Source organism: Caulobacter segnis (assembly GCF_019931575.1).
GTDB lineage: Bacteria > Pseudomonadota > Alphaproteobacteria > Caulobacterales > Caulobacteraceae > Caulobacter > Caulobacter segnis_C.
Map to the genome: position 1 here is coordinate 212,222 of NZ_CP082923.1, position 24,472 is coordinate 236,693.

Annotated in this window: 25 protein-coding genes; 12 read left to right on the forward strand and 13 right to left on the reverse strand. The window is 68.8% G+C overall.

Going from position 1 to position 24,472, the window contains the following annotated elements; translation table 11 throughout:
• Positions 1 to 144 precede the first annotated feature (144 nt).
• Positions 145 to 414 carry a zinc-finger domain-containing protein gene (locus K8940_RS01015; RefSeq protein ID WP_223392694.1) on the forward strand — a complete coding sequence of 90 codons (270 nt, stop codon included), beginning with the start codon at positions 145 to 147 and terminating at the stop codon, positions 412 to 414.
• Positions 415 to 846, forward strand: coding sequence for an acyl-CoA thioesterase (locus K8940_RS01020; RefSeq protein ID WP_223392695.1), 432 nt, complete (start codon positions 415 to 417; stop codon positions 844 to 846). It begins immediately after the preceding gene.
• Here K8940_RS01020 and K8940_RS01025 read toward each other — a convergent pair.
• Positions 843 to 1,742 (reverse strand): LysR family transcriptional regulator, encoded by a 900-nt coding sequence (locus K8940_RS01025; protein ID WP_223392696.1) that lies wholly within the window; start codon positions 1,740 to 1,742, stop codon positions 843 to 845. The two genes, K8940_RS01020 and K8940_RS01025, sit on opposite strands and share 4 nt — an antisense overlap.
• Positions 1,743 to 1,838: 96 nt before the next feature.
• Between K8940_RS01025 and K8940_RS01030 the strand changes: the two genes are divergently transcribed.
• The 4 genes from K8940_RS01030 to K8940_RS01045 are packed head-to-tail and all read left to right on the forward strand — an operon-like array spanning position 1,839 to position 4,171.
• Positions 1,839 to 2,834 carry an aldo/keto reductase gene (locus tag K8940_RS01030; RefSeq protein WP_223392697.1) on the forward strand — a complete coding sequence of 332 codons (996 nt, stop codon included), beginning with the start codon at positions 1,839 to 1,841 and terminating at the stop codon, positions 2,832 to 2,834.
• A 40-nt stretch (positions 2,835 to 2,874) separates the two neighbouring features.
• Positions 2,875 to 3,270: a PaaI family thioesterase gene (locus K8940_RS01035; protein WP_223392698.1), complete on the forward strand. Its 396-nt coding sequence runs from the start codon at positions 2,875 to 2,877 to the stop codon at positions 3,268 to 3,270.
• A 5-nt stretch (positions 3,271 to 3,275) separates the two neighbouring features.
• Positions 3,276 to 3,695 carry an SRPBCC family protein gene (locus tag K8940_RS01040; RefSeq protein ID WP_223392699.1) on the forward strand — a complete coding sequence of 140 codons (420 nt, stop codon included), beginning with the start codon at positions 3,276 to 3,278 and terminating at the stop codon, positions 3,693 to 3,695.
• The gene (locus tag K8940_RS01045) at positions 3,692 to 4,171 is read left to right on the forward strand and encodes a GNAT family N-acetyltransferase (RefSeq protein ID WP_223392700.1); all 480 of its coding nucleotides are present in this window, start codon (positions 3,692 to 3,694) and stop codon (positions 4,169 to 4,171) included. Before K8940_RS01040 ends, K8940_RS01045 begins: the two co-directional genes overlap by 4 nt.
• On the opposite strand, the gene K8940_RS01050 is transcribed toward K8940_RS01045, so the two are convergent.
• The 6 genes from K8940_RS01050 to leuC form a co-directional block, all read right to left on the reverse strand.
• The gene (locus tag K8940_RS01050) at positions 4,168 to 5,787 is read right to left on the reverse strand and encodes a long-chain fatty acid--CoA ligase (protein WP_223392701.1); all 1,620 of its coding nucleotides are present in this window, start codon (positions 5,785 to 5,787) and stop codon (positions 4,168 to 4,170) included. The genes K8940_RS01045 and K8940_RS01050 overlap by 4 nt on opposite strands.
• Positions 5,788 to 5,850: 63 nt before the next feature.
• On the reverse strand, positions 5,851 to 7,659 hold the full coding sequence (locus K8940_RS01055; RefSeq protein WP_223392702.1) for a methyl-accepting chemotaxis protein: 1,809 nt from the start codon (positions 7,657 to 7,659) through the stop codon (positions 5,851 to 5,853).
• A gap of 97 nt (positions 7,660 to 7,756) precedes the next feature.
• Positions 7,757 to 8,809, reverse strand: coding sequence for a 3-isopropylmalate dehydrogenase (gene leuB, locus K8940_RS01060; RefSeq protein ID WP_223392703.1), 1,053 nt, complete (start codon positions 8,807 to 8,809; stop codon positions 7,757 to 7,759).
• A gap of 26 nt (positions 8,810 to 8,835) precedes the next feature.
• Positions 8,836 to 9,138: a putative quinol monooxygenase gene (locus K8940_RS01065; protein WP_223392704.1), complete on the reverse strand. Its 303-nt coding sequence runs from the start codon at positions 9,136 to 9,138 to the stop codon at positions 8,836 to 8,838.
• Between the two features lie 46 nt (positions 9,139 to 9,184).
• Complete coding sequence (gene leuD / locus K8940_RS01070; RefSeq protein ID WP_223392705.1) at positions 9,185 to 9,793, reverse strand: 3-isopropylmalate dehydratase small subunit; 609 nt, start codon at positions 9,791 to 9,793, stop codon at positions 9,185 to 9,187.
• Positions 9,790 to 11,235: a 3-isopropylmalate dehydratase large subunit gene (leuC, locus tag K8940_RS01075; protein ID WP_223392706.1), complete on the reverse strand. Its 1,446-nt coding sequence runs from the start codon at positions 11,233 to 11,235 to the stop codon at positions 9,790 to 9,792. The genes leuD and leuC overlap by 4 nt, the downstream gene beginning before the upstream one ends.
• A 124-nt stretch (positions 11,236 to 11,359) precedes the next feature.
• Here leuC and K8940_RS01080 point away from each other — a divergent pair, with 124 nt between their 5' ends.
• Entirely contained in the window at positions 11,360 to 12,913 is a 1,554-nt protein-coding gene (locus K8940_RS01080) for an MFS transporter (protein WP_223392707.1), read from the forward strand.
• A gap of 208 nt (positions 12,914 to 13,121) precedes the next feature.
• On the opposite strand, the gene K8940_RS01085 is transcribed toward K8940_RS01080, so the two are convergent.
• On the reverse strand, positions 13,122 to 14,087 hold the full coding sequence (locus K8940_RS01085; RefSeq protein ID WP_223392708.1) for a LysR substrate-binding domain-containing protein: 966 nt from the start codon (positions 14,085 to 14,087) through the stop codon (positions 13,122 to 13,124).
• A gap of 109 nt (positions 14,088 to 14,196) precedes the next feature.
• Here K8940_RS01085 and K8940_RS23820 point away from each other — a divergent pair, with 109 nt between their 5' ends.
• On the forward strand, positions 14,197 to 14,328 hold the full coding sequence (locus tag K8940_RS23820; RefSeq protein WP_263285786.1) for a hypothetical protein: 132 nt from the start codon (positions 14,197 to 14,199) through the stop codon (positions 14,326 to 14,328).
• Here K8940_RS23820 and K8940_RS01090 read toward each other — a convergent pair.
• The 3 genes from K8940_RS01090 to trmD all read right to left on the reverse strand — a co-directional run bounded on the left by K8940_RS01090 (position 14,325) and on the right by trmD (position 16,227).
• A complete protein-coding gene (locus K8940_RS01090) occupies positions 14,325 to 14,972 on the reverse strand; it encodes a glutathione S-transferase family protein (RefSeq protein ID WP_223392709.1) in 648 nt (215 codons plus the stop codon). The two genes, K8940_RS23820 and K8940_RS01090, sit on opposite strands and share 4 nt — an antisense overlap.
• Before the next feature lie 119 nt (positions 14,973 to 15,091).
• Positions 15,092 to 15,487, reverse strand: a complete 396-nt coding sequence (gene rplS / locus K8940_RS01095) for a 50S ribosomal protein L19 (RefSeq protein WP_223392710.1) — start codon at positions 15,485 to 15,487, stop codon at positions 15,092 to 15,094.
• Between the two features lie 2 nt (positions 15,488 to 15,489).
• Entirely contained in the window at positions 15,490 to 16,227 is a 738-nt protein-coding gene (gene trmD, locus K8940_RS01100; RefSeq protein ID WP_223392711.1) for a tRNA (guanosine(37)-N1)-methyltransferase TrmD, read from the reverse strand.
• Between the two features lie 119 nt (positions 16,228 to 16,346).
• On the opposite strand from trmD, the gene K8940_RS01105 reads away from it, so the two are divergent.
• On the forward strand, positions 16,347 to 18,218 hold the full coding sequence (locus tag K8940_RS01105; protein WP_223392712.1) for a TadE/TadG family type IV pilus assembly protein: 1,872 nt from the start codon (positions 16,347 to 16,349) through the stop codon (positions 18,216 to 18,218).
• 58 nt (positions 18,219 to 18,276) lie between these two features.
• Here the strand turns inward: K8940_RS01105 and K8940_RS01110 are convergent, their stop codons facing one another.
• Positions 18,277 to 19,212: an isopenicillin N synthase family dioxygenase gene (locus K8940_RS01110; RefSeq protein WP_223392713.1), complete on the reverse strand. Its 936-nt coding sequence runs from the start codon at positions 19,210 to 19,212 to the stop codon at positions 18,277 to 18,279.
• Between the two features lie 175 nt (positions 19,213 to 19,387).
• On the opposite strand from K8940_RS01110, the gene K8940_RS01115 reads away from it, so the two are divergent.
• The 3 genes from K8940_RS01115 (at position 19,388) to K8940_RS01125 (ending at position 22,569) form a co-directional block, all read left to right on the forward strand.
• Positions 19,388 to 20,059, forward strand: coding sequence for an OmpA family protein (locus tag K8940_RS01115; RefSeq protein WP_223392714.1), 672 nt, complete (start codon positions 19,388 to 19,390; stop codon positions 20,057 to 20,059).
• Between the two features lie 112 nt (positions 20,060 to 20,171).
• Positions 20,172 to 21,215, forward strand: coding sequence for a fatty acid desaturase family protein (locus tag K8940_RS01120; protein ID WP_223392715.1), 1,044 nt, complete (start codon positions 20,172 to 20,174; stop codon positions 21,213 to 21,215).
• Positions 21,216 to 21,531: 316 nt separating this feature from the next.
• On the forward strand, positions 21,532 to 22,569 hold the full coding sequence (locus tag K8940_RS01125) for a helix-turn-helix domain-containing protein (RefSeq protein ID WP_223392716.1): 1,038 nt from the start codon (positions 21,532 to 21,534) through the stop codon (positions 22,567 to 22,569).
• Here the strand turns inward: K8940_RS01125 and K8940_RS01130 are convergent.
• Entirely contained in the window at positions 22,566 to 24,470 is a 1,905-nt protein-coding gene (locus K8940_RS01130; protein WP_223392717.1) for a monovalent cation:proton antiporter-2 (CPA2) family protein, read from the reverse strand. The two genes, K8940_RS01125 and K8940_RS01130, sit on opposite strands and share 4 nt — an antisense overlap.
• Positions 24,471 to 24,472 lie beyond the last annotated feature (2 nt).

Genomic DNA, 24,472 nt, shown 5'->3' on the forward strand with positions numbered 1-24,472 from the left:
TCCAGATAGCAACACGGCCTCATCCATTTGAGGCCGAAACGCCAGATGAGGCGCGCGTTCATTGACGGCGCCTTCCAGCGTCGCATAGGTATGCCTCGTTCGCGGTCGCGCCAAGGCCACGTTCAGATTTCAAGGACTCGCCCGATGGCCAAGACCCCTTCCACCGCCCCGACGGCCATGGATCCCGCCGCGATCGCCGGCCCCGCGCCCGAGACGATCACGGTCCGCTCACACCGCATCGCCTGCGATGGCGTCGGCGGAGCGCTGGGCCATCCGCGCGTGTGGCTGGAGATGGGCGCGGCCGGTTTCGTCGACTGCTCGTACTGCGACCGCCGCTTCGTGGCGTCGACCGGCGAGGGCGACGAGGACGAGCGCCTGGCCCCGGGCGTCTACGAAGGCGCTGGCGGCCACTAGGTGTCCGACGTTCCGACGGCCCAGCGGGCCGAGACCCTCGCCAAGGCCTGGGAAAAGGCCGAGTGGCCACATGAGGCGCCGGTGCTGCGCGCCATCGCCATGCCCTCCGACACCAACCCCGAAGGCGACATCTTCGGCGGCTGGCTGCTGTCGCAGATGGACCTGGCGGCCGCCTCGATCGCCTTTCACCGCGCGGCCGGCCGCTGCGCCACCATCGCCATCGACGGCATGACCTTCATCAGCCCGGTGTTCGTCGGCGACGAGGTCAGCCTGTTCGCCAAGGTCGTCCACACCGGCCGCACCTCGATCAAGGTCGCCGTCGAGGCCTGGCGTCGCCGCCGTGACGGCGAGCAGGCTCACAAGGTCACCGAAGGCGTCTTCACCTTCGTGGCCATCGGCGAGGACCGTAAGCCCAGGCCGCTGCCGGTCTAGGGGCCCATCCGTTCGGCCTTCACGAAGTCCACGAACGCCCGCAGGGGCGCGGGCATGTGTCGACGGCTGGGATAGTACAGATACGGCCCGCTGAACGGCGGCAGCCAGTCCTGCAGCACCGCCTCCAGCCGTCCCGCCGCGATCGACTCCGTCACGAAGTCCTCGAAGGTGGCCAGGAGGCCCACGCCCGCCTCGCAGGCCGCCAGTTCCAGGTCGAGATTGGTCGAGGTCAGGCGGGCCGGCGGATCCAGGCGGATCGTCTGGCCGTCCTTCTCGAACTCCCAGGCATAGGTGACGCCGCTGGGAAAGCGGTGGCGGATGCTGGCGTGGTCCAGCACCTCGCGCGGGTGCGTTGGCCGGCCATGGGCGGCGAAATAGGCCGGCGAGCCGACCAGCATGAACCGCTGCGGACCCGACAGCGGCACGGCGATCATGTCCTTCTCCAGCCGCTCGTCGTAGCGCACCCCGGCGTCGTAGCCGGCGGCCAGCACGTCGATGAAGCTGTCCTCGGCGATGATCTCGACGGCGACGCCGGGATGCTGGGCCAGGAACCTGGGGATCAGCCGCGGCATCACGACCTTGGAGACCACCAGCGGCACGTTGAGGCGCAGGGTGCCGGTCGGGCTGTCGCGGAAGGCGTTGACCTCGTCCAGGGCCAGGGCGACGTCGGCCAGGGCGGGAGACAAGCGCTCCAGCAGCTTCTGGCCGGCCTCGGTCGGGGTGACGCTGCGGGTGGTGCGGTTCAGCAGGCGCACGCCCAGCCGCGCCTCCAGCCGGCGGACCGCCTCGCTCAGCGATGAGGCCGAGACATTGCGCAACGCCGCCGCCGCCCGGAAGCCCCGAGCGTTGGCCACGGCGGTGAAGGCGTCGAGATCGGCGAAGTCGGCGTGCTGCATTGTGCGAAAATCCGAACGGCCCGTGCGGACCTTATTGGATTATCGCACGGCCTCAGGCGGCGCATAACCCTCCTCGCTTCTCAAGGAGAGACCCCCATGAAAACCCGCCAATTGGGCAAGACCGGCCCCGTCGTTTCCGCCTTCGGCCTTGGCTGCATGGGCATGTCGGACATGTACGGCCCCAGCGACCGGGCCGAGAGCCTGGCCACCTTCGACGCCGCCGTGGAGGCCGGGATCACCCTGATCGACACCGGCGACTTCTACGGCATGGGCCACAACGAGATGCTGATCGGCGAGGCGCTGAAGAACCACAAGCGCGACAAGCTGGTGCTCAGCGTCAAGACCGGCGCCCTGCGCGACCCCAACGGCCAGTTCCTCGGCTTCGACAGCCGCCCGGCGGCGATCAAGAACTTCCTGGCCTACAGCCTCAAGCGTCTGGGCGTCGACCATATCGACATCTACCGGCCCTCGCGCCTGGATCCATCCGTGCCGATCGAAGACACTATCGGCGCCATCGCCGAGATGGTCCAGGCCGGCTATGTCCGCCACATCGGCCTGTCGGAGATGGGCTCGGAGACGATCCGCCGGGCCGCCAAGGTCGCGCCGATCGTCGACCTGCAGATCGAATACTCGCTGGTCTCGCGCGGCGTCGAGAAGGACATCCTGCCGACCTTGCGCGAACTGGGCATCGGCATGACCGCCTACGGCGTGCTGTCGCGCGGCCTGATCAGCGGCCACTGGACCAAGGACACCGGCAAGAACGGCAGCGACTTCCGGGCCCACAGCCCGCGCTTCCAGGGCGAGAACCTGGACGCCAACCTGAAGCTGGCCGAGGCCCTGCGCGCGGTGGCCGAGGATAAGGGCGTGACCACGGCCCAGGCCGCCATCGCCTGGGTCGCCTCGCGTGGTGACGATGTCGTGCCGCTGATCGGGGCGCGCCGCCGTGATCGCCTGGCCGAGGCCCTGGGGGCGCTGGAGGTCAGCTTCACGCCCGGGGATCTCGCCGCCATCGAGGCCGCCGTGCCGACCGAGGCGGTGGCGGGTGCGCGCTACGCCGAACAGATGATGCGGTTCCTCGACAGCGAGCGCTGACCTCTTGCATCCGGTCGTGAGACGGGCGTCAGATGTGATCATGAGCACGCCCGTCTTCGATCTCGACCTGTTGCCGTTCGCCGCCCTGATGGGCGTCACGGTGACCAACGCCGCCCCCGACCGTGTCGAGGGGCGGCTCGTCGTGCGGCCCGACCTGTGCACCGCCGGCGGCATCCTGCACGGCGGGGCGGCCATGGCCCTGGCCGACACCCTGGGGGCCATCGGCGCCTTCCTGTCGACGCCCGAGGGCAAGCGCACCACGACCCTGGAGAGCAAGACCAACTTCATCGGCCCGGCCAAGGTCGGGGCGACCGTGGTCGCGACCGCGACGCCGCTGCACATCGGCAAGCGCTCCAGCGTCTGGACCACGCGTATCGAGACCGACGAAGGCAAGCTCGTGGCGGTGGTCACCCAGACCCAGATGACGGTGGAGTAGCGCCCATGTTCGAGTCCCGGCACATCAGCATCCGGATCCACAAGCCGGCGGCGGAGGTCTATGCCTTCACGCGCGCGCCGGAGAGCTTCACGAAGTGGGCGGCGGGCTTGGCCTCGGGCCTCACCCGCGATGGCGACCCCAATGGACTGCAGTGGATCGCCCATGGGCCCGGCGGCGACGTGAAGGTGCGGTTCTCGCCCGAGAATTCCCTCGGCGTGCTGGACCACTGGGTGACCCTGCCGGACGGGACCGAGCTCTATATGCCGCTGCGGGTGGTGGCCAATGGAGAGGGCGCCGAGGTGGGGCTGACCCTCTTTCGACCGGCCACCATGTACGATGACGCCGCTTTCGACCGCGACGCGGCGGCGGTGGCCCGCGACCTGGCCAAGCTGAAGGCGCTGGTCGAGGCCCAGGGGAAGGCATGACGGTCACCCTGCGTCCTACCGGCCCGGGCGACCTGGGCTGGATCATCCAGCGGCATGGCCAGCTCTACGCGGCCGAGGAAGGCTGGGATCATCGCTTCGAGGGCGTGGTGGCCGGCGTGGTGGCTGACTACGTCAAAACCCATGATCCCGCCCGTGAGGCCTGCTGGATCGCCGAGCACGAGGGGCGTCCCGTCGGTTCGATCATGCTGGCCAAGGAGACCGACACGGTGGGTCGCCTGCGCCTGCTATTGGTCGAGCCCTCCGCGCGCGGCCTGGGCGTCGGCGAGGCGCTGGTCGCGGCCTGCCTGGCGCGGGCCCGCGAGGCCGGCTACGCCGAGGTGGTGCTCTGGACCCAGGCCAACCTGCTGCCGGCCCGTCGCCTCTACGCCCGGTTCGGGTTCGAACTGGAGAAGAGCTGGGACTATGACGGCTTCGCCGAGGGGCTGGTGTCGGAGAGCTGGCGGCTGAAGTTCTAGCCGCCCAGGTGGCCCTTCCACGCCTCGCGCAGCACCTTCTTGTCGATCTTGCCGGTCGCGGTCAGGGGCACCGAGGCGAAGACCACGTCGTCGGGCGTCCACCACTTGACGATCCGGGGGGCCAGATAGGCCAGCACCTCGGCCTTGCCGACGACCGAGCCTTCGTGAACCTCGATGACCAGCAGCGGGCGCTCCTCCCACTTGGGATGCGGCACGCCGACCACGGCGGCGATCTTCACGCCCGGGCAGCCGACGGCGACGTTCTCCAAGTCGATCGAGCTGATCCATTCGCCGCCGGACTTGATGACGTCCTTCTGGCGGTCGGTGATGCGCATGAAGCCGTTGGCGTCGAGGGTGGCGATGTCGCCGGTGTCGAACCAGCCGTCGGGGCGGGCGGCGTCGGCCTCCTTGCGGAAGTAGCGGCGCACCACCCAGGGGCCGCGCACCAGCAGGGCGCCGGAGGTCTCGCCGTCCCAGGGCGCGTCCTGGCCGTCCTCGGTCTCGACCCGCAGCTCGATGCCGAATTGCAGGCGGCCCTGGCGAGTCCAGATCGCCTCGTCCATGGCGTCCTCGCCGAGCGCCGCGAGGGCGGGCGTGGGGGTGGCGACGACGCCGATCGGGCAGGTCTCGGTCATGCCCCAGATCTGCAGGGTTTGGACGCCGTAGCGGCGCTTGAAGGTCTCGGCCATGGCGCGCGGCACGGCGCTGCCGCCGATGACGACGCGCTCGAGGCTGTCCGGCCGCTGGCCGGTCTTGTCCAGCCAGTCCAGATACATGGTCCAGATTGTCGGCACCCCGCCGGTGAAGGTGACGCCCTCGCCCTGGATCAGCTCGTGCAGGCTGGCGCCGTCCATCCTGTCGGCGGGCAGCACGATCTTGGCCCCGCACATCGGTGCGCTGAACGGCAGGCCCCAGGCGGTGGCGTGGTAGAGGCTGGAACAGGGCAGGACCACGTCGAAGGCGGTGAAGCCGAACGCGCTGTTCAGGCCGCCGGCCATGGCGTGCAGCACCACGGCCCGGTGCGAATACAGCACGCCCTTGGGATCGCCCGTCGTGCCTGAGGTGTAGCAGAGGAAGGCCCCGGCGTTCTCGTCGAAGACCGGCCAATCGAAGGTCTCGGGCTCGCCGGCGATCAGGGTCTCGTAGCTGATCGCCCCGACCGCGCCGGGGATCGTCCGCTCGGCGTCCGACAGCATGACGAAGGTCTTCACGGTGGTCAGATGCGGTGCGATCCGCTCGACCAGGGCTGCGAAGTTTCGCTCGAAGAACAGGATCGCGCTTTCGGCGTGATTGATCGTGTAGACGATCTGCTCGTCGAACAGGCGCGGATTGGCCGTGTGCAGCACCGCGCCGATGCCGGGGACGGCGTAGAACAGCTCGAGATGCCGGTGGGTGTTCCAGGCCAGGGACGTGACCCGGTCGCCGGACGTGATCCCGAGACGCTTCAGCGCGTGGGCCGCCTGGGCGGCGCGGCGGGACAGGCCGGCATAGTCGTAGCGCCACAGCGGCTCGTCGATCAGGCGCGAGACGATCTCGCGCCCGGCGTGGGCCTGGGCCGCGTAGTTCAGGATGCCGCTGATCATCAGCGGCGTCGTCTGCATGAGCCCAGGGATCATGCGCTCCTCCCAACCTTATCGTTGGGAGGAACCTAGAACGTGATCGCTGTTCAGTGAAAGGTGTTAGGCGGCCCGCGAGCGCTGATGCGCGTCAACCTGCGCCCCGTCGACCTGGAAACGGCCGACCAGAACGGCCAGCTCGCCGGCCTCGCCCTTCAGCGAGTGGGTGGCGGCGGTGGCTTCCTCGACCATGGCGGCGTTCTGCTGGACGACCTGGTCCATCTGGTTCACCGCGACATTGACCTGGTGCAGGCCGGTCGACTGTTCCTGGGCCGAGGCGGCGATCTCCTTGACCAGGGCGTCGATCGAGGCGACCTGGCCGACGATGGCGCGCAGGGCTTCGCCGGTCTGGGCGACCAGGTCGACACCCGCGCCGACCTGCTGGGTCGAGGTCGAGATCAGGGCCTTGATCTCCTTGGCGGCTTCGGCCGAGCGTTGCGCCAGAGCGCGGACTTCCTGGGCGACGACGGCGAAGCCCTTGCCCGCGTCGCCGGCGCGAGCAGCTTCCACCCCGGCGTTCAGGGCCAGCAGGTTGGTCTGGAAGGCGATCTCGTCAATGACCGAGATGATCTGGTTGACCTGGCTGGACGACGTTTCGATCTCGCTCATCGCCGAGACGGCCTGATCGACGATGGCGCCCGAGCGTTCGGCCCCGGCGCGCGCCTGGGCCACCAGGCTGGAGACCTCCATCGCGCCGGCGGCGGTCTTGCGGACCGTGGCGGTGATCTCGTCCAGGGCGGCGGCGGTTTCTTCCAGGCTGGCGGCCTGCTGCTCGGTGCGGCGCGACAGGTCGTCAGAGGCCTGGGCGATCTCTTCGGAGCCGGCGCTGATGCCGCCGGTGGCGCCGTTGATGCCGCGCAGGGCGTCCTGCAGGCGGCCGGCGGCGGCGTTGAAGTCGTTCTTCAGCTGAGCGGTCTTGGGCGCCAGCTGGGCGTTGATGCGGTAGGTCAGGTCGCCGGAAGCCAGGCGATCCAGGGCTTGGCCCAGGGCGTCCATGGCGAAGGCGTCGGCCTCGGCCTCGGCGGCCTTTTCCCTTTCGCGCTCGCCGCGCTCGGCCTCGGCGGCGCTGCGCTGGGCGACGGCCTCGGCCTCCACCCGCAGCTTCTCGATGGCGGCGTCCTTGAAGACGGCGACCGCGTCGGCCATCTCGCCGACCTCGTCCTTGCGGCCGATGGCGGGGATCTCGACGCCGTTGTCGCCCGAGGCGAGGCGGCGCATGACCGTGGTGATCAGGTTGACGGGCGCGCCGATGGTGGCCGACAGCAGCCAGCCCATCAGGCCCGCGATGGCCAGGGAGACCAGGCCGCCCACGATCATCGACGTCTTGGCCATGAAGAGGGCGCTGGCCTGTTCCTTGGTCCGGACCGACACGCGAGCCACGGCGGCCGCGCGCATGTCTTCCTGCAGCGCGCGCAGCTTGGTCAGGGACGGCTTGCCGACGATGCCCGCCGCCTGCTCCCTGCCGGCCGGGTCGTTCATGGCGGCGAGCGTGGGCGCGCCGACGTCACGGCGCCAATCGCTCATGGCGGCGCGAATCGCTTGCGCGCGCTTCTTCTGGGCCGCTTGAGTCGTCTTGGCTTCGAACGCATCCAGGGCGTCGTCGAACTTCTTGCCGACGGCTTCGTAGGTCTGCTTGTGGTTGGGGTCGCCGGCGAGCACGTAGCCGCGCAGGGCGTTCTGCTGCTCTTCGGCGAGGGTCGCCATGGCCTCGGCCTGGGCCGCCAGGACCAGCGAACGCTGGCTGGAGGTCGAGGCCTCCTGGATCTGGTTGAGGCTGATCAGGACGACGACGGCCGACGCCACGAAGGCCAGAATCAAGGTGCCGAAAGCGACCGCCAACTTGGCGGAGATCTTAAGATTCTGGAAGTTCATGCCGGGCCCCAAACGCCTTTGCGATGGGTTCAAGCGTCTAGAGGCCAGGCGTTAAACTTAAGTTTTCCGGGGGGCGGAGCGCCCCCCGTTTTGTGTTCTAGAGGTGCGACAGAACGACGCTGCCCATTTCGGCGGTGGTCAGGGCGCCGCCGAGGTCGCGCGTGCGGGCGCCGCCATCCAGCGCGGCCTTGACCGCCGCCAGCAGTGCGTCGGCGGCCTCGACCTGCTTCAGCGACCAGCGCAGGGCCATCTCGAACGACAGGATGGCGGCCAGCGGATTGGCCAGGCCCTTGCCCGCGATGTCGGGGGCCGAACCGTGGATCGGCTCGTACAGGCCCGGCTTGCCCGGCGCGCCCAGGGCGGCCGAGGGCAGCATGCCCAGCGAGCCGGTCAGCATGGCCGCCGCGTCCGACAGGATGTCGCCGAACAGGTTGTCGGTGACGATGACGTCGAACTGCTTGGGCGCGCGCACCAGCTGCATGGCGCAGTTGTCGGCCAGGATGTGCTCCAGCTGGACGTCCGGATATTCGCGGGCGTGCAGCTCGGTGATCACCTGCTTCCACAGCAGGCCCGATTCCATGACGTTCGACTTCTCGGCCGAGTGGACCTTGTTGGTCCGGCCACGCGCGAGTTCGAAGGCCACGCGGCCGACGCGCTCGATCTCGCTGGTCGTGTAGACGGCGGTGTCGTAGCCCTTCTTCTGGCCGTCCGGCAGGGTGTCGATGCCGCGCGGCTGGCCGAAATAGACGCCGCCGACCAGTTCGCGCACGAACATGATGTCCAGGCCCGAGACCAGCTCGGTCTTCAGGCTGGAGGCGCTGGCCAGGGCCTCGAAGCAGTAGGCCGGGCGCAGGTTGGCATAGACATCCATCGCCTGGCGCAGGTTCAGAAGCCCGGCCTCCGGGCGCAGGTGACGCGGGGCGTTGGCCCACTGCGGGCCGCCGACGGCGCCCATCAGCACCGCGTCGCTGGCGATGGCCTGGTCGCGCACTTCGTCCAGCAGCGGCGTGCCGTGGGCGTCGTAGCTGGAGCCGCCATAGGGCGCTTCCTCGACCTTCAGGTCCGGGGTGAGGGCGGCCGCCACGCGGCGCACTTCCGCGCAGACTTCCGGGCCGATGCCGTCGCCGGGCAGGAGCAGCAGGGTGGACATGAAGGGCTCTCTCTAGATCTTTGCGCTTAGATTTGGCGGTAGGCGGAAACGTCGAAGGACTTCAGGTCGCGGCCGTGGACGCCCAGCTCGGCGCATGCGGCGCGCCACGCGGCCATGTGCGGCGTGGCGCGATGGAATTCCAGCGCCGCCTCGCTCTCGAAGTGCTCGTAGACCCGGATCAGGCCGGGATCCAGCGGGTCCTCAGTCAGGGCGTAGTCCAGGCAGCCTGGCTCGGCGCGGGTGCCCTCGACCTGGGCCCGCAGATGCGGCCGCAGGTCGGCCAGGCGTTCGGGCGCGATGCGGATCGTGCCGGCGAGGATGAGGGTCATGGGTGCTCCTCTCCCCCTCCATCCATCCAAGCGGAGGGGAGGCGGTCTACGCCTCCAGCCAGGGCTGGCTGATCGCGCGCTTGCTTTCATAGACGTCGATGTCGCCGCCGTGCTGCAGGGTCTCGCCGATGGCGTCGAGGCCCTTGAGCATCTTCTCCTTGCGGACGGGGTCGATCTCGAACCTGAAGGTCTTGCCCGACGGCGAGACCACGGTCTGGGTCTCGAGGTCGACGCTGACCATGTGGTTGCCGCCCTTGGCCTCGTCCATCAGGACCGAGAGCTCTTCGGGCTTCACCACCACGGGCAGCAGGCCGTTGTTGAAGCAGTTGTTGTTGAAGATGTCGGCGAAGCTGGTCGAGATCACGCACATGATCCCGAAGTCCATCAGGGCCCAAGGGGCGTGCTCGCGCGAGCTGCCGCAGCCGAAGTTGTCGCCAGCGATCAGTACGGACGCGTTCTTGTACTCCGGCCGGTTCAGCACGAAGTCCTTGATCTCGTTCCCGTCGCCGTCGAAGCGGAAGTCGTAGAACAGGCCCTTGGCCAGCCCCTCGCGCTCCACGGTCTTGAGGAACTGCTTGGGGATGATCTGGTCGGTGTCGATATTGGCCAGCTCCAGCGGAGCCGCGCGGCCGTCGAGGCGGGTGAAGGCCTTCATTGGGCGGTCTCCGTCAGCAGGGTGCGCACGTCGACGAGATGCCCGGCGATCGCCGCCGCCGCCGCCATGGCCGGCGAGACCAGGTGCGTGCGGCCGGCGCGGCCCTGGCGGCCTTCGAAGTTGCGGTTGCTGGTCGAGGCGCAGCGCTCCTGCGGGGCCAGTTTGTCGGGGTTCATGGCCAGGCACATCGAGCAGCCGGGCTCGCGCCAGTCGAAGCCGGCGGCCTTGAAGATGGCGTCCAGGCCCTCTTCCTCGGCCTGTTCCTTCACGAGGCCCGAGCCGGGGACGACCATCGCCTTGACGTGTGGGGCCACCAGGCGGCCGTGCAGGAAGGCTTCCTGCACCACGGCGGCGGCGGCGCGCATGTCCTCGATCCGGCTGTTGGTGCACGAGCCGATGAAGACGCGGTCGATCCTCGCTTCCGAGATCGGCTGGCCGGCGGTCAGGCCCATATAGTCGAGCGCCCGGTGGGCGGCCGCGCGCTTGTCGGGCGTGGCGAAGCTTTCCGGATCCGGGACGTTGCCGGTGACGGGGATCACGTCCTCGGGGCTGGTGCCCCAGGTGACCATCGGGACCAGGGCCGAACCATCGATGACCACGGTGCGGTCGAAGACGGCGTCCTCGTCGGTGAAGAAGGTCTTCCAGTGCGACAGGGCCATGTCCCAGGCGGCGCCCTTGGGGGCGGCGGGCTTGCCCTGGATGTAGGCGAAGGTCTTCTCGTCCGGAGCCACCAGGCCGGCCTTGGCGCCGCCCTCGATGGTCAGGTTGCAGAGGGTCATGCGGCCCTCCATCGACAGCTCGCGCACGGCCTGGCCGGCGAACTCGATGACGTAGCCGGTGCCGCCGGCGGTGCCGATCTCGCCGATCACGGCCAGGGCGATGTCCTTGCCGGTCACGCCGGGGCCCAGCTGGCCGTCGACGCGGACCAGCATGTTCTTGGCCTTCTTCTGGCGCAGGGTCTGGGTGGCCAGGACGTGCTCGACCTCGGACGTGCCGATGCCGTGCGCCAGGGCCCCGAAGGCGCCGTGGGTCGAGGTGTGGCTGTCGCCGCAGACGATGGTCATGCCCGGCTGGGTGCGGCCCTGCTCGGGGCCGACCACGTGGACGATGCCGTTGCGGATGTCGCCCATCGGGAAGAACTGGATGCCGTTGTCGGCGACGTTACGGGCAAGGGTCTTGAGCTGGAGACGCGCTTCCTCGTCCTGCACCGCATCGACGCCCAGGGCCTGGCCCTCGGTCGGGATGTTGTGGTCCGCCACGGCGAGCGTGCGGTCGGGACGGCGCACCTTGCGACCGGCCGCGCGAAGGCCGGCGAAGGCCTGCGGGGTGGTCACCTCGTGGATCAGGTGCAGGTCGATGTAGAGGATCGCTTCGCCGTCCTGTTCGTTGACGACGTGAGCGTCCCAGATCTTGTCGTAGAGCGTCTTGGATGTGCGGGTCATAGCGCCCCGCATCTAGGCCTTCCGAGGGGGCGCGTAAAGCGAGGAAACGCCGAGAATCCTTTGTTCGATCGCCCCGTGGCGGCCGTTCGTGCCCCACCGAGGCGTCGTAAGACTGGTGCTGCGCATGTTTTTTGCCCCGACGGCGCAACTGAACGACGATGAACGTGAACGTGGTCTGCGACACCTGGTCCTGGAGGCCGGATTTTCCAATGCGTGCACCGCCGTCACCAGCGGGGTGATCCTGACCGCCTTCGCTTTGCACCTGGGCGCGTCCAACACCACGATCGGCCTGCTGGCGGCCGTGACCTTCTGGGTGCAGCTGCTGCAGGCGCCCGGCGTGCTGCTGGTCGAGAAGCTCAGGACCCGCAAGCGGATCGCCATCCTGGCCAGCCTGGTCAGTCGTTGCGCCCTGGCCGGCATGGCGTTCCTGGCCATCGCGCCGCGCGCCGGGGCGGCGACCCTGGCCTTGCTGGTCGTCTTGCAGGTCTTCTATTGCGGCATAGCCACCTTCGGCGGCTGCGCCTGGAACGCCTGGGTGCGTGACCTCGCGCCCGAGCAAAGGCTGGGCCAGATCTTCGCCAAGCGGACGATCAACGCCACCGTCGTCGCCCTGGTCGCGAGCCTGGCCGCCGCCTTCGCCCTGGACCGCGCCCCCGAGGGCTCGACCTGGCGGCCGATGGCCTTCGCGGGGCTCTATCTGTTCGGCTTCGTCATGGGCCTGCTCAGCTGTCGCGAGCTGGCCCTGACCCCCGAGCCGCGCATGCCCGCGCCGACCGAGACCATCCGCCTGCTGCCCTTGCTGAAGGCGCCGTTGAAGGACCAGAATTTCCGCCGGCTGATCCTGTTCCTGGCCAGCTGGCAGTTCGCGGTGAACCTGGCCACGCCCTTCTTCACGGTGTTCTTCGTCAAGCAGCTGGGCCTGGACATCACCTTCGTCGTCATTCTGGGCGTGGTCAGCCAGGCGACCAACGTGCTGGCCCTGCGCTCATGGGGCCTGCTGTCGGACCGCTTCGCCAACAAGTCGGTGCTGGCCGTGGCCGCGCCGCTGTTCATCCTGTGCATCGCCGCCATGGTCGGGGCCTCGCAGATCCAGGAGCGGGCCTGGGTGATGGCCTATCTGGTCGGGCTGCACGCCCTGATGGGCCTGGCCACGGCCGGGGTGACCCTGTCGTCGGGCAATATCGCCATGAAGTTGTCGCCGCGCGGCTCGGCCACGGCCTATATCGCCGCCAACGCCCTGATCAGCTCGGCGGCGGCGGGCCTGGCGCCGGTGCTGGGCGGGATCTTCGCCGACTTCTTCGCCGCCCGTCGGCTGGAGATCCTGCTGCGCTGGACCAGTCCCGGCGACGTGCTGACCCTGATGCCGCTGAAGATCTCCAGCTGGGACTTCTATTTCCTGATCGCCTTCGTGCTGGGCCTCTACGCCCTCCACCGCCTGGCCCTGGTCAAGGAGGAGGGCGAGGTCGACAGCAAGGCGATGGTGGGCGAGGTGATCGCCCAGGCCCGTCGCGACGTGCGCAACCTGTCGCCGATCGCGGGCCTCAAGCTGCTGACCGACGTGCCCGCCGCCCTGATCCGCGACGCCCGCGTGCAGCGCCGCCTGCGCCGGGCGCGGGACCGCGCGGCGGAGCGCGAGCGCGAACGAAAGGCGCAGCCGCGACGGAAGCGAAGCGCTTGAAGCGCGGACCTGAAACGACATAGGGCGCGCCATGGGTTTCGGCGCGCCCTAGCATCATTTTCAGCCTTCGGGGGCCGATGGCTCCGCCCGAAGAGGGCCGTCCACTAGAAAGGAGACGGTCTGGAAGCCCGACATTGTCGGGGGTGTCTGACCATCTCATGGAACGAGGTTTTGTCAAGGTGTGTGCGATCACACCTAAGCTTGACCTTTATGGCTGGGACCGGGTCAGCGGCGAGGCGGTGGGCGCCCGCAACGGCGGCATGGCGGCATAGTGGGCGATCAGCGGATCGGCGGCGGCCTGGGCCAGCACCCAGTCGCGGAAGGCGGCGATCTTGCGCACCCGGGCCCGATCGCTGGGATAGGCCAGCCAATAGCCGCCGGTGTAGCGGGCCACCACCTCGAACGGCATGATCAGGCGGCCCTCGGCCAACTCGCGGGCGAAGAAGATCGGCGAGCCCAGGGCCGCGCCGTGGCTGGCCAGGGCGCTGGCCACCTCCAGCGCCTGGGCGTCCGAGGCTAGGCGCGGATCCAGCTTCTGGGGGCTGGCCGTCACCCCTGCGGCCTGGAACCACTCGTCCCACTCGCGGGCGATGCCGATGCGCTGGACCTCCAGCAGGTCTTCCGGCTTCGAAAGGCCGCCGATCCGGGCCAGGAACTCGGGCGAGACCAGCGGCGTCTGCACGGCCGGAATGAGGAAGTGCGCCGTCATGCCCGGCCATTTGCCGTGGCCGCCGCGCAGGGCCATGTCGACCCCCTCGCGCGTGAGATCAATGACCCGGCTGGAGGCCTCCAGCCGCACGGCGATCCGGGGATGGGCGATCTGGAAGCCGCCCAGGCGTGGGGCCAGCCACTGGCCGCCCAGACTCTGGACCGTGGTGATCGACAGCACGCCTTCCTCGGTCTCGACCAGGTCCGAGACCGCCGCCCGCAGCAGCGACATCGCTTCGGTCGCCGCCCGTGACAGGCGCTCGCCGGCCGGGGTCAGGGTCACCTCGCGCGGCAGGCGGTTGAACAGGGGCTGGTCCAGCCGCTGCTCCAGCGCCTTAACCTGCCAGCTGACGGCGGCCTGGGTCACGCCCAGAGCGTCGGCGGCGCGGGTGAAGCTCTTCAGGCGAGCGGCCGCCTCGAAGACGCGGATGGCGCTGAGCGGCAAGCGGGCGAGGACATCAGACACAAAGGAGCTCTGGCATAAGTCAGCCTTATGCATAGCCAAGGAGGCCGCGTTTGTCACCCGGCCGCCGAACAGCGATTTTCCACCTGTCGAGCAGCCAAGGAAGGCGACGATGATGGAAGAAGCGCTCAAGACTCATAAGGAAACCACGTTCGGCTGGGTGCTGGCCGTGCAGCAGCTGTGGGCGCTCCTGCGCGCCCCGAGCCCGCCTCGCAAGCAGCCGCGCGTCCTGGCGCCGCGCTAGGCCGGGCGGCCTATCGACTCCGCCCAGGCCTTGGTGGCCTGGCAGGTATTCATGGCCCGCTTGTAGGCGTCGCGTCCGGTCGTCCGGTCGATATACGCCCATTCCGCCTCGCCGAGGGCGTAGCCGACCGTCCGGTGGGCGAACTCCAGGGCGTAGGTGACCGAGATGTCGGCCGCCGTGAAGGCCTCGCCCGCCATGTAGGGCGCGCGGGCCAGTTGGCGGGTCACCAGGCCCAGCCGGCCCGTGAACATCGCCCGACCCTTGCGGGCGCCCCAGTTGTCGCGCTCAGCCTCGGGCGCGAGGATCTGGCTGACGACGGTGAAGAACATGGGTGTGGCCAGCCCCGCCTCGCCCAGATGCAGGAACTGCTGATAGGCCGCGAAGACGGGATCGCGCGGGTCCGGCGCCAGCGGCGTCGGCCCGTAGCGGCCCATCAGGTACTCCATGATAGCGATGGACTCGACCATGATGTCGTCGCCGTCCTGGATCGCCGGGATGAAGCCGGCGGGGTTGATGGCCAGGAACTCGGGATCGTTCTCGACCCCCGCCAGCATGTCCACCGGCCGCAACCGGTAGGGAAGGCCCATCTCCTCGAGCAGCCAGACGACCCGAAAGCCGCGCCCTTCGCCGAAGACGGTGATCATGTTCGCGGCCTCCCTTTGCGCATCCATTCAATCACGCGACGGGCTCGCCTTCGCAACGGACAAAGAAAAAGGCCCCGGCGTTTCCGCCGGGGCCTCGTTCATTTCGCTGTCGACGAAGATTACTCTTCGGTCGCCGCCGCGGCCTTCGGGCTGCCAGCGCGTTCGGCGATACGGGCCGACTTACCGCGACGGTCGCGCAGGTAGTACAGCTTGGCGCGACGGACGACGCCGCGACGCTTGACTTCGATGCTTTCGATGCTCGGCGAGAGCAGCGGGAACAGACGTTCCACGCCTTCGCCGAACGAGATCTTGCGGACCGTGAAGCTCTCGTGGACGCCCGTGCCGGCGCGGGCGATGCAGACGCCTTCGTAGGCCTGAACGCGCTCGCGCTCGCCTTCCTTGATCTTCACGTTGACGCGCAGGGTGTCGCCGGGACGGAATTCCGGGATCGCGCGGGCGGCCAGCAGACGGGCCGATTCTTCTTGCTCGAGCTGAGCGATGATGTTGATCGCCATGATCATTTCTCCTTGGGCTTACCCGTTTTCGGGCCGCCTTTTGCCTGTTGATTGGCGAGATGCGCTTCCCAGAGATCTGGACGCCGCTCGCGAGTAGTCTCTTCACGCATACTGCGCCGCCATTGGTCGATCCGCTTGTGATCGCCCGACAGCAGCACCTCGGGGATATCCAGTCCTTCGAACGTCCGCGGTCGCGTGTACTGCGGATGCTCGAGGAGACCGTCCTCGAAGCTTTCTTCCAGCGTGCTCTCGATGTTCCCCAGCACACCCGGGGCCAGTCGAACGCACGCCTCGATCACGACCATCGCCGCCGCCTCGCCACCGGCGAGAACCGCGTCTCCGACCGAGACCTCCTCGAACCCGCGGGCGTCGAGCACCCGCTGGTCCACCCCCTCGAAGCGGCCGCACAGCACCACGATACCGGGCGCCTTGGACCACTCTCTTACGCGCGCCTGGGTCAGGGGCCTGCCCCGGGCGCTCATGTACAAAAGCGGCCGACCATCGAGGTCCACGCTGTCCAGCGCAGAGGCGATGACGTCCGCTTTGAGCACGGCTCCCGCGCCGCCACCCGCGGGGGTGTCGTCGAGGAAGCCGCGCTTATCCTTGGAAAAGGCCCGAATGTCCAGCGTTTCCAGACGCCACAGGTCCTGCTCCTTCCAGGCGGTCCCGATCATCGAGACGCCGAGCGGGCCGGGGAAGGCCTCGGGGAACATGGTCAGGACGGTGGCGGTGAACGGCATGGGCGCTCTTTAGCCGCACCCGGCGCGAGAGTCGAAGGGGCCATTCACCAGAGGTGTTTTCGCCTTGTTCACCCTCGTGGGGGAAAGGTCTGGCGCAGAAGTCTCGCCTGGACACGCCCATGCCTACCCTGAGCCGCATCCTCCGACGCCTGGGCGAAGGCGCCGCCCGGCTGCGGCGGGATCAGAGCGGGGCGATCGCGGTCCAGTTCGCGCTTCTGGTCATCCCGCTGGCGGTGATCGTGTTCGCCCTGGTGGACCTGGGCCGCATCAGTCTGCAGCGCCGCCAGATGCAGGACGCCCTGGACGCGGCCACGCTGATCGCGGCGCGCTCGACCGCCACGACCGACGCCGAAATGGAAGCCATCGGCGATCCCGCCTTCCTGGCCGAGGTCTCCAGCCTGAACCTGGGCCTGACCGCCGCGAACGCCACGTTCAAGGCCGGGACCGACAACCATATCATCGGCACGGCCACGGCGACGTTGAAGCCGGTCATCGCCAACCTCTGGACCAGCGCCGACTTTACGGTCAAGGCGACCTCGGACGTGCTGCGGTCGTCCAAGAACCTGGAAGTCGCCCTGGTGCTGGACATCACCGGCTCGATGAAGGGGACGCGGATCGCCGACCTGAAGACCGCCGCCTCCGACCTCGTGGATATCATCGTCAAGGACAACCAGGCGCCGTTCTACTCCAAGGTGGCGCTGGTGCCCTACGCGGCCGGCGTCAACGTGGGAACCTATGCCGACGCCGCGCGCGGCCCCGTACCGGTGCGCGGGGTCAGCGGCGCGGCCTGGCTGGCCTCGGCCAAGTCGATCACGGGGATCAGCAAGGCCAACCCGGCGGTCGTCACCGTGACCGGCCACGGCCTCGCGACCGGCGACAAGGTCTATATTTCTGGGATCAGCGGCAACATGAGCTCGCTGAACAGCAAGACCTACACGATCACCAAGGTGAATGCGGACAGCTTCTCGCTGCAGAACACCAACACCGGCGCCTTCGGCAACTACAGCAACGGCGGCGGGACGGTGCGCAAGTGCCTGACCGGCGCCTGCTCGATCGTGGTCACCACCTCGACCGCGCACGGCTTCATCACCGACGACCAGATCAGCTTCGCTGGCCTGTCGGGCCTGACCACGCTGAACGGCACGACCCGGACGATCACGAATCTGACCGCGACAACCTTCGACACCGGCGTGGTCGGCAACTCGAGCACGGGAACCTATACGAGCGGCGGCGCGGCCACCTGTGAACAGAGCACCAATCCCGGCTGCAACAAGCTAGCCTACACCAGCGCCTCGTGGACGTCGGAGGTCCGCAATCGCAGCACCTGCGTCAGCGAGCGGACGGGGGCGGAGGCCTATACCGACGCCGCGCCCAGCACGGCCTTCGTGGGGACCAACTATCCGAGCACGTCGGCGGACACGAGCTCGCCGAATCCTTGTCCCAGCGCGACGATCACGCCGCTGTCCAGCGACCGGGTGACCCTGAAGAACCAGATCGGCGCCCTGACCGCCGACGGCTCGACGGCCGGCCAGATCGGCCTGGCCTGGGGCTGGTACATGATCGCGCCGAACTTCGGCTACCTGTGGCCCGACCCCGCGCAGAGGCCGGCCCCCTACAAGTCCAAGGATCTTCTGAAGTTCGTCATCCTGATGACAGACGGCGCGTTCAACACGCCCTACTGCAAGGGGGTGATCGCCTCGGACGCCGGCAGCGGCAGCGGCAGTTCCAGCGACCACATCAACTGCGCGGCGACCAACGGCGCCCCCTTCGTCCAGAGTCGGGCGCTGTGCGACGCGATCAAGGCCACGACCACCGGCGTCGTCGTCTACACCGTCGGCTTCGACGTCGGGTCCGATGCGACGGCCAAGTCGTTCCTGACCGCCTGCGCCAGCGACAGCAGCAAGGCCTTCTTCCCCGCCAACGGCTCGGAGCTGAAGACGGCGTTCAAGGCGATCGCCCAGGAGATCTCGGAACTGCGGATCGCCAAATAGCAAAAGGGGGCGGCGGCTCGCGCCGTCGCCCTCTTCGTACTCTTCGATCCAGGCCGTCCTAGGCCAGCTTGATCTCGCGCAGCCGCTGCTGGAGGAACTCGTCCGCCGTGATCGGTTCCGGATAGCGGTCCGGATTGTCGGGCGTGATGCAGTTCGGCAGCGTCTTGATCTCATAGTCCGACGCGAAGTGCAGGAAGAACGGCGTGGAATAGCGCGGGATGTGGCGGCGCTCGGGCGGCGGGTTCTGCACGCGGTGGATGGTCGAGGGCAGGACGTGGTTGGTCAGGCGCTCCAGCATGTCGCCGATGTTGATGACGATGCAGCCAGGCGGCGGGTTGATCGGCAGCCAGTCGCCGTTGCGGTCCAGCAGCTCCAGCCCGCCTTCCTCGGCGCCCATCAGCAGGGTGATGGTGTTGATGTCGCCGTGGGCGCCGGCGCGGACGCCGGTCGCGTCCTGCGGGATCGGCGGATAGTGCAGCAGGCGCAGCACGCTGTTGCCGTTCTCGACGGTCGGCTTGAAGAAGTCGCGGTCCAGCTTCAGGTAGGTGGCGATCGCCTCCAGGACCTTGCCGCCCATGTCGTCGAGCGCGTTGTAGAACCAGCTGACGTCGTGCTTGAAGGCCGGGATTTCGGCCGGCCAGACGTTGTCGGCCATGGTGGCGCGGAAGCGGTGGCCGGGCGGCAGGTCGCGGCCCATGTGCCAGAATTCCTTCAGGTCGTGATGGGTGGCGCCCTTGGCGGTCTCGACGCCGAAGGGGATGTAGCCGCGCGCGCCGCCCTTCACGCCGGCGTACTGCTTCTTGGTTTCCTCGGGCAGGGCGAAGAAGGCCTTGGTGTCGGCGAGGGCCGCGTCGATGCGGTCCTGCGGAATGTCGTACTCGGACAGCACGGCGAAGCCGTAGCGCTCGAACGAGGCGCCCAGCTCCTGGGCGAAGCGCGGGAAGTCCTTGCTGTAGAGAGAGAACGAAACCGGTTCGATGGCTGAGGTGGACACGTCTGCGAGCCTTGGAATGCGAGCCTGGGGAATGAGTAAGTTCCCTCTTACTACACCGAGCGCCGGGCGAAACGAAGGCCGTTCATCGCGGGCGTGGGCGTGAGAATGGAACTTGACCATAAGCCGGGCGTTTGCCCGTCGGACTTTGATCTAACGCAAAACGACGAGGGATGCGATGACGCGCAAGTTCGCTTTGGCCGCCGTCCTGCTGGGCGCCGGCGCCTTGGTCGCCTGCACGACCACCGACCCCTATACCGGCATGCCGGTGCGCAACAACACCGGCACGGGCGCGCTGACTGGCGCTGGGGTCGGCGCGGTGCTGGGCTATCTGACCAACACCAACAAGGGCGAGCAGGGCCGCAAGAACGCCCTGATCGGGGCCGGGATCGGCGCGCTCGCGGGCGGCGCCATCGGCAACTACATGGATCGCCAGCAGGCCGACTTCCGCCGCAGCCTGGAAGGCTCGGGCGTGATGATCCGGCGCAACGGCGACCAGATCGTGCTGGTCATGCCCAGCGACGTGACCTTCGCCGTCGACAAGTCGGACGTCCAGCCGCAGTTCACCCGCGTCCTCGACGACGTGGCCCGCACGCTGAACGCCTATCCGCAGACCACGATCGACGTGGTCGGTCACGCCGACAGCAGTGGTCCGGACGACTACAACCAGACCCTGTCGGAGCGCCGGGCCAGCGCCGTGGCCGGCTACCTGACCGGTCCGGGCCGGGTGCTGCAGGACCGCGTCTTCGTGGCCGGCATGGGCGAGCGCCAGCCGATCGCGGACAATTCCACCCCGGACGGACGCGCCCAGAACCGCCGGGTCGAGATCATCCTGCGGCCGTTGACCTAAATCCGCTTAAGGGCGCGGAATCGTCGCGCCCTTGATCCAAGTTGTTGCTTTTCCCTCGCGCCGTCGCCAATTCGTCACTCTTGTGCGGATCGGTGGGCGGCGTGAGGTGGACGTGAACAAGTTGGCGAGCGAAGGCGTCAGTCTGACCAAGCAGGCCTATGCCCTGGCCGGCGACCTGATGACGCCGAACGCGACGATCTACTGGATCGATCTCGTGATCTCGGCCGCCCTGATGTGGGGCGGCTTCCTCGTGGCGGCGACGACCGCCAGCCTGGCGATCGGCCTGGTCGCGGGTCTGGTCAGCGTGCTGGCCCTCTATCGCGCCCTCTCCTTCATCCACGAGCTGACCCACATCCGCGACGACGAGGCCCCGGGCTTCCGCGTCGGCTGGAACGTTCTGGTCGGCGTGCCGCTGATGACGCCGTCGCTGATGTACGAGGGCGTGCACAACATCCACCACATCAAGGACCGCTTCGGCACGGCGCTGGATCCGGAATACCTGCCGCTGTCGCGCTTCACGCCGCTGAAGCTGGCCGGCTTCCTGTTCGTGGCGCTGCTGGCCCCGCTGGGCGTGGTCATCCGCTCGGCGATCCTGATCCCGCTGTCGTTCGGGATCCCGCCGCTGCGCCGCTACCTGAAGACCAAGCTGTCGGCCCTGATCATCAATCCCGATTTCGTGCGCGAGGACCTGAACCGCTGGCGCCCCGAATGGGTCGTCCAGGACGTGGCCTGCTGGCTGTGGTCGTGGGCGGTGATCGCCGCCACCGTCGCCGGCGTCCTGCCGGTCCGCTTCGTGCTGACGGGTCTGGCGATCTTCTCGGTCGCCACCTTCGTCAATCAGGCCCGCACTCTGGTCGCCCACCACTGGGACAACGACGGCGGCAAGATGACGCTGGACGAGCAGTTCCTGGACTCGGTCAACGTCCCGCCGCCGAACCTGGCGTCCGAGCTCTGGGCGCCGGTGGGCCTGCGCTACCACGCCCTGCACCACCTGCTGCCGCGCCTGCCGTATCACAACCTCGGCAAGGCCCACGCCCGCCTGGCCCAGGCCCTGGGCGCGGACTCGATCTATCACCGCGCCTCGGAGAAGGGTCTGTTCGAGGCCCTGACCGACCTGTTCGTCCGCGTCGGCCGGAAGAAGCTCGCCGCCGAATAAAGAAGCGGCGCGGACCCGGCGGGAGCCCGCGCCGCGGAGGCTATGGAAGTCTTCACGCGGCGGGTCCGGACCATCCAAAAGTTCCCCACCCTGGACAGGCCGGACCGGACCGCTCGGCGCGTGGCCACCGTCCAGGACTGGAAGCGACGACCGCTCGCCGGCCGCTCCGTACGGCCGTGTCGTGGGCGGAGCAACGGGGACCCGAGGGTTTGAGACGGCGGGTCATGAATCTGAGACGCGGCGCCCGAAGCCATTGACGCCGATCGCCTTTCGGGGTCTGGCTCGAAAGGTCGCGTAGCGTTCGTTCGAGTTGCTCATGTCGTCAGAGTCGACGCTTCCCCACTTCCAGGCAGGCACCCGGGTGACGCCCGGCCGCCTCGGCGCCGAGGCCTATGCCGAGGCCATAGCGCCGGTCTTCGACGTCGGACTGCGCGACGTCGGCGACGCCGGGCCGGACCTGGGGATCAACAGCTTCAACATCGGTCCGCTGCTGCTGGGCCAGGCGCATATGAGCCAGGCCGCCTTCACCTACGGCCGCGACGTCCGGAAGATCGCGGCCACGGGGCTCGAACTGATCCTGGTGCAGATCATCGTCGACGGCGAGGACGTGAGGCGCGCCGGACGAGACGAGATCACGGCGCGTCCGGGCGACGTCTGCCTGCTGGACCTGACCCGGACCTTCCAGTCCCAGACGGCGCGCTGCACCAACATCAACCTGGCCCTGCCGCGCGACGCCTTCGACGCCCGCGACATCGACCTGGATCCGCTGCATGGCCTGGTCCTGCGGCGCGACAGCGCCGGGGCCCAGCTTTTGAAGGCGCACGCCGAGAGCCTGATGCGCGTGGCCCCGGATCTGCGTCCCGAGGAGGCCTATGGCGTGGGGCGCGCCACCACCGACCTCCTGGCCGGCTTGACCCTGGGTCAGCGCGGTGACGCAGCGCGACGGGCGGCGGCCGAGACCCAGCGCGCCCGGATGCGCCGGTTCATTGATGCTCATCTGAACGATCCGGACCTGGGCGCCGAGAGGCTGTGCCGCCAGTTCGGGGTGTCGCGCGCCTCGCTCTATCGCCTGTTCGCGCCCTTGGGCGGGGTCAGCGAGCACATCCGCAACCGTCGCCTGCGCCGGGTGTTCGACGCCCTGTCCGATCCCGCCCAGACCCTGGCCATGACCCAGGTCGCCGAGCGCTACGGCTTCACGGTGTGGTCCAGCTTCAGCCGGGCCTTCAAGGCGCGGTTCGGCATGACGCCCGGCGAGGCTCGGGGGCTGGGCGTGGCCGCGGCGGCGCGGGCCAGCGTGCTGCAGGCGGCGAACGGCGGGCTGCCGGATTGGTTGAAGGCGCTGGACGCCGCCTAGTTCGTCCCTTCCTGCTGGGCCCGCTCGCGCAGTTCCTCGTCCAGGCTGGCCGTGTCCCAGGCGCCGCCGGCGTCGCCCGGACGCATGCGGTGCAGGTCGGCGTCCAGCAGGCGGTCCATGGTCTGGGCCGCGTCGCGCGAGGCCAGGATATAGGCTTCCTCCTGGCCCCACATCGGGCGCAGCTCCTCGAACATCCGCCGGTCGTGGCGGCGGAAGAAGGCCGCGGCGCGATGGGCCCGATGAGCGCGGAAGCCCAGCTTCTGCAGCGCCGTGGCGCCTAGCGCCAGGGCCGACTCGAAGGTCTCGCGCTCGACCGCGTCGGCGCCGTTGGACAGCAGGTCGTAGGCGTGGCGACGGTCCCAGGCGCGGGCCAGGATCACCAGGTTCGGGAAGGCCTCGCGGGCGGTCTCGACCAGTTCGACGGCCTTCTCGCGGTCGTCCAGGGCGACGATCAGCATGCGGGCCCGCTCCGCGCCGGCGGCGCGCAGGAGGTCCAGACGCGTGGCGTCGCCATAGTGCACCCGGCGGCCGAAGCGGCGCAGCAGCTCGATCTGCTCGATGTCGCTGTCCAGGATCGTCGACTTGAAGCCGTTGGCCGTCAGCATGCGGCCGGCGATCTGCCCGAAACGTCCGAACCCGGCGATGATGATGTCGGGCTCGCCTTCGTCGAAGTCGCCGGTTTCCGGCACCACGTCGGGGATGGCTGCGTCCATCAGGGCCGCGATGCGCTCGTACAGGATCATGGCCACCGGCGTCAGCGCCATGGAGACGGCGACGGCGGCGGTCAGCAGGGCCGCCAGCTGCACGCCGATCACGCCGGCCCCGACCGTGAAGCTCAGCAACACGAAGGCGAACTCGCCGCCTTGGGCCAGGGCTGTGGCCACCGCCATGGCCCCGCGCTTCTGGGCGCCGAACAGGCGGGCGATGCCGTACATGACCAGGAACTTCAGGACCATCAGGCCGATGACGATCCCGGCCAGGGTCAGGGGCTGGCTGGCCACCAGCGGCAGGTTCACGCCGGCGCCGACGGTGATGAAGAACAGGCCCAGCAACAGGCCGCGGAACGGCTCGATGTCGCTTTCCAGTTCGCGGCGGAACTCGCTTTCGGCCAGCACCACCCCGGCCAGGAACGCGCCGAGGGCGGGCGACAGGCCGACGATCTGCATCAGACTGGCCACGGCCACGACGATCAACAGGGCCGCGGCGACGAAGATCTCGCGCAGGCGGGCCTTGGCGATGAAGCGGAACACCGGGCGCACCAGATAACGGCCGCCGCCGATCACGCCCGCCACGGCCGCGAACACCGACAGGGTCTGGGCCCAGATCGGCAGGTGGGCGACCAGACTGCCGCCGCCATGGCCGCCGCCCGCCTCGGCGTGACCGGGCGCGCCCGTGGCCAGCAAGGGCAGCAGGGCGAACATCGGGATCACCGCCAGGTCCTGCAGCAGCAGCACCCCGAACGCGGCCCGCCCGACGGGACCTTGCCTGAGGCCCTTCTCGTCGAGGGTCTGCAGGACGATGGCGGTCGATGACATGGCCAGCACCAGGCCCACGGCCAGGGCGGTCTGCCAGGGCAGGCCCAGGGCCAGCGACGCGCCGGCGATGGCGCCGGCCGTGCCCAGCACCTGGGCGCCGCCCAGGCCGAAGATCGCCTTGCGCATGTCCCACAGCATCGAGGGCTGCACCTCGAGGCCGATCAGAAACAGCAGGATGACCACGCCGAACTCGGCGAACTTCATGACGTCGGCCTGCTCGCCGACCAGGCCCAGGGCGAACGGGCCGATGACGACGCCGGCAATCAAGTAGCCCAGCACCGAGCCGAGCCCCAGCCGCTTGGCGATCGGCACCGAGATGACGGCCGCGCCCAGATAGACCAGGGTCTGGGTGAGGAAGTTCTCCAACT

What these genes read in the sequence shown, in the direction of transcription:
- K8940_RS01015 (WP_223392694.1), top strand. Translation starts at nt 145, where the DNA reads ATGGCCAAGACCCCTTCCACCGCCCCGACGGCCATGGATCCCGCCGCG.
- K8940_RS01025 (WP_223392696.1), bottom strand. Translation starts at nt 1,742, where the DNA reads ATGCAGCACGCCGACTTCGCCGATCTCGACGCCTTCACCGCCGTGGCC.
- K8940_RS01030 (WP_223392697.1), top strand. Translation starts at nt 1,839, where the DNA reads ATGAAAACCCGCCAATTGGGCAAGACCGGCCCCGTCGTTTCCGCCTTC.
- K8940_RS01035 (WP_223392698.1), top strand. Translation starts at nt 2,875, where the DNA reads ATGAGCACGCCCGTCTTCGATCTCGACCTGTTGCCGTTCGCCGCCCTG.
- K8940_RS01040 (WP_223392699.1), top strand. Translation starts at nt 3,276, where the DNA reads ATGTTCGAGTCCCGGCACATCAGCATCCGGATCCACAAGCCGGCGGCG.
- K8940_RS01045 (WP_223392700.1), top strand. Translation starts at nt 3,692, where the DNA reads ATGACGGTCACCCTGCGTCCTACCGGCCCGGGCGACCTGGGCTGGATC.
- K8940_RS01050 (WP_223392701.1), bottom strand. Translation starts at nt 5,787, where the DNA reads ATGATCCCTGGGCTCATGCAGACGACGCCGCTGATGATCAGCGGCATC.
- K8940_RS01055 (WP_223392702.1), bottom strand. Translation starts at nt 7,659, where the DNA reads ATGAACTTCCAGAATCTTAAGATCTCCGCCAAGTTGGCGGTCGCTTTC.
- leuB (WP_223392703.1), bottom strand. Translation starts at nt 8,809, where the DNA reads ATGTCCACCCTGCTGCTCCTGCCCGGCGACGGCATCGGCCCGGAAGTC.
- K8940_RS01065 (WP_223392704.1), bottom strand. Translation starts at nt 9,138, where the DNA reads ATGACCCTCATCCTCGCCGGCACGATCCGCATCGCGCCCGAACGCCTG.
- leuD (WP_223392705.1), bottom strand. Translation starts at nt 9,793, where the DNA reads ATGAAGGCCTTCACCCGCCTCGACGGCCGCGCGGCTCCGCTGGAGCTG.
- leuC (WP_223392706.1), bottom strand. Translation starts at nt 11,235, where the DNA reads ATGACCCGCACATCCAAGACGCTCTACGACAAGATCTGGGACGCTCAC.
- K8940_RS01080 (WP_223392707.1), top strand. Translation starts at nt 11,360, where the DNA reads ATGTTTTTTGCCCCGACGGCGCAACTGAACGACGATGAACGTGAACGT.
- K8940_RS23820 (WP_263285786.1), top strand. Translation starts at nt 14,197, where the DNA reads ATGATGGAAGAAGCGCTCAAGACTCATAAGGAAACCACGTTCGGCTGG.
- K8940_RS01090 (WP_223392709.1), bottom strand. Translation starts at nt 14,972, where the DNA reads ATGATCACCGTCTTCGGCGAAGGGCGCGGCTTTCGGGTCGTCTGGCTG.
- rplS (WP_223392710.1), bottom strand. Translation starts at nt 15,487, where the DNA reads ATGGCGATCAACATCATCGCTCAGCTCGAGCAAGAAGAATCGGCCCGT.
- trmD (WP_223392711.1), bottom strand. Translation starts at nt 16,227, where the DNA reads ATGCCGTTCACCGCCACCGTCCTGACCATGTTCCCCGAGGCCTTCCCC.
- K8940_RS01105 (WP_223392712.1), top strand. Translation starts at nt 16,347, where the DNA reads ATGCCTACCCTGAGCCGCATCCTCCGACGCCTGGGCGAAGGCGCCGCC.
- K8940_RS01115 (WP_223392714.1), top strand. Translation starts at nt 19,388, where the DNA reads ATGACGCGCAAGTTCGCTTTGGCCGCCGTCCTGCTGGGCGCCGGCGCC.
- K8940_RS01125 (WP_223392716.1), top strand. Translation starts at nt 21,532, where the DNA reads ATGTCGTCAGAGTCGACGCTTCCCCACTTCCAGGCAGGCACCCGGGTG.